Raw genomic sequence first — 2937 nt, 5'->3', positions numbered from 1 at the left:
ATATTACTTTTTTACTATGACTCTAAATTGGCTCTGGTAGGCGTAGGGTTAGGGGTGATGGCCGCCGCGTTCATCATCACGATTGGCTGGCTGAAGCTGAAGTACGACCGCCAGGTTTCTAAGTACCAGGGTGAGATTCAGGGTTTCCTCTTTGAGTTTCTCTCGGGAATAAGCAAGATCAGAATAACAGGGGGTGAGCGGAGAGTTTTTGCGCTTTGGGCCAATAAGTTTTCTCTCCTGAAAAAGCTTGGTTTTAATTCGGGCACCTACCAAAACTTCGTAGAGACCTTTATGGCCTCCTATCCGCTGGTAACGACCATTTTCTTCTTCTCTTTTATATACTATACCCAGTTGCATGCCACCGACGGAACGAGTGTACTATCTGTGGGGATATTTATGGCATTCATCGTATCATTCAATCAATTTCTAAACGATAGCCTGCGTCTGAGCATGGCCTTGATAACTTCTCTGAACGTAATCACTCTGTATGAACGTATTAAGCCTATTTTATCCGCAGAAACAGAATCAGCCGAGCAAAGTGTGGATCCAGGAGAACTGGCTGGGGAGATAGAAATGAATTCTGTCTCCTTCCGATATAATGAGGACCAGCCCCTGGTCCTGAATGACGTTACGTTTAAGATAAAGCCAGGGGAGATGGTTGCGTTCGTCGGTGCTTCAGGATCAGGGAAATCGACAATCATGAGATTGCTTCTGGGCTTCGAGCAGGCTGAAGCAGGGTTGATCTACTACGACGGGAACTCATTTGATCTCATGAACAGAGAGTTGCTGCGCAGGCAGATCGGCGTGGTTCTGCAAAACGGGGCGTTGATGTCAGGTAGCATATTTCAGAATATCATCGGCAACTCAGAGCTAACCCTGGACGATGCCTGGGAAGCTGCAAAAATGGCCGGCATGGAGGATGATATAAAACAGATGCCGATGGAAATGCATACTGTGGTGAGCGAAGGAGCCAGCACGTTCTCCGGTGGCCAGCGTCAGCGGCTTATGATTGCGAGAGCGATTGCCCATAAGCCACGACTGCTGTTCATGGACGAAGCTACCAGCGCACTGGACAATCGAACGCAGGGTTTGGTATCCCAGAGTTTGGAGAAACTTCAGGCAACCCGGATTATCATTGCTCATCGACTCAGTACTATCAAAAACGCGGACCGCATTTACGTCCTGGACAAAGGGACCATCGTTGAGTGCGGCACATATGATGAATTGATGGAGAAAGATATGCTGTTCGCTCAACTGGCAAAACGTCAAATTGCATAGATCATGGTTGCAAACTCGTCAGCTATGGTCTCAATTGATGCTATGGGTAGCATATCGGATAAAATGAGTGAGTATTTTCTCAACAGGTTTTGCGAGACGCCTGATAAGAAAATGGCTTCTGTTGATGAACACTACGTCAGGTCCTGGGAGGGTTACGCAGCAACATATAGAGAGGAGGGAGCCTTTCAGTTGTTGAAGACATGCTACCCTCAACTCAACTTCCACATTCAGGAAGGCATCAACAAAACCCAGGATTACATTGATGTGGTGCTGAAAGGCAAGTCTCTCCCTAGGAGCGGGGGGGCTACGCCACTGCTCAACAAACCGGAAGGCGTAAGATTTACATTGCACGAAAGTATTGCGGGGAAAGTACCCGTGCTGACTGTCGCTGACAATGAGGACTTCGTCAAGCTAGTCCAATGCCTACTATACAAGAACAATCCGACGCCTGTTCCCCATTCCATGGGTGCTCTGCTGCTTAGTGGGATAAACAACTGGGATCGAATCAAGGCGCTAAAGACAGAATGGCAACAAAACAATCCCTCAGAGAGCTGGAACCAGGAGTTTTCTAAGAACATCTTGCCGAATCCCGGCCTGTACAAGGATAAACTGATTATTCTGAGCACAAAGCCCTATAGTGCTGTCAGTGCTGAGTTCCTGGGGCTTAGTGAAGCGGACTGGATGTCTCAGTCGCTTACCTTAAGACTGGAGCATGAGTGTACGCATCTATATACGCTCAGTAGGTACGGCTGTGCTTCGAATAACCTCCATGATGAACTCGTCGCGGACTATATCGGGATCAGCAACACCATAGGGTTTTATTCTAAAGAGTGGATGTTAGCATTCATAGGCTTAGAAGGGTACCCCAACTACAGGCAAGGTGGAAGGCTTGAGAATTACGTAAATAATGCCAACTTGACTCTTGAAGATTTCAGGCAGTTAATTCCGGTGATCAAATGTGCTATCGAGAACATCGCCAGCTTTGATGCGGTGGTAGGAAAGATTCATTCAGTAAATGATCAAGTAGCCAGGATGAATACGCTATGCACCACTGATTTGCTTGATATTTCATCGCCACTTGGATCGAGTTTACTTATTCAAAAATACAGATATCTATTCGCCAAGGCCGTTGAGGTGGTCTAACTAAAACGGACAGCACGAAGTCTTGACTTCCGCTGCCTATGACTGAAAAATCGAGTTCTGGCGGCTTGCCCGCCACCCGTAAGAAATACACGTTGGCTTTCAAGGCCGAGTGCGTACGCCTATCGCGCCACTATAGCCCTATTCTACGGTCCCGGACCGTCCGATGCCATTTTTGCCGTCAGTGACTGGCTGTGGGGCGCTGCTAGGTGTATAGTCCCAGCGTGAGGTGGGTCGGGTCCTGGGTGAAGTTAACGGAGTTTTTCTGCCACTCGGCACAGACAAATTCATGTGGCGTGAGGCCGCGCAAGGTCTTGAGCCGTTTGGCGTGGTTGTAGGCCAGCAAAAAGGCTTGTAGGTGCTCGTGGAGCTCTTGCGTCGTCTGATAGTGGAAGCGCTGAACGGTGGCCTCTTTAAGTGTGCGATTCATCCGCTCGACCTGGCCGTTGGTCCAGGGGTGAGCGGGCTTGGTCAGGCAATGCTCGACACCATATTCGCGGCAAACGCGGTCAAAACTGT

The 2937-nt window shown here is 48.8% G+C and carries 3 protein-coding genes; 2 read left to right on the top strand and 1 reads right to left on the bottom strand.

Annotated features, from left to right (window positions below; translation table 11 throughout):
* Together BLW21_RS20885 and BLW21_RS20880 are read left to right on the top strand one after the other, a co-directional pair.
* On the top strand, positions 1-1278 hold a 1278-nt coding region (locus BLW21_RS20885), incomplete at its 5' end, for an ATP-binding cassette domain-containing protein (protein ID WP_139255379.1).
* A 24-nt stretch (positions 1279-1302) separates the two neighbouring features.
* Positions 1303-2421: a DUF7005 family protein gene (locus BLW21_RS20880; protein WP_092744037.1), complete on the top strand. Its 1119-nt coding sequence runs from the start codon at positions 1303-1305 to the stop codon at positions 2419-2421.
* Between the two features lie 202 nt (positions 2422-2623).
* Here BLW21_RS20880 and BLW21_RS20875 read toward each other — a convergent pair.
* On the bottom strand, positions 2624-2937 hold a 314-nt coding region (locus tag BLW21_RS20875; RefSeq protein ID WP_245711986.1), incomplete at its 5' end, for an integrase core domain-containing protein.

This window comes from Hymenobacter psychrophilus (genome assembly GCF_900107135.1).
Classification (GTDB): Bacteria; Bacteroidota; Bacteroidia; order Cytophagales; family Hymenobacteraceae; genus Hymenobacter; species Hymenobacter psychrophilus.
The sequence above is the reverse complement of the archived record's forward strand: the minus strand, read 5'-3'. Positions and strand labels throughout refer to the sequence as shown.

Coding starts and splice junctions, on each gene's coding strand:
- BLW21_RS20880 (WP_092744037.1), top strand. CDS start 1,303: ATGGTCTCAATTGATGCTATGGGTAGCATATCGGATAAAATGAGTGAG.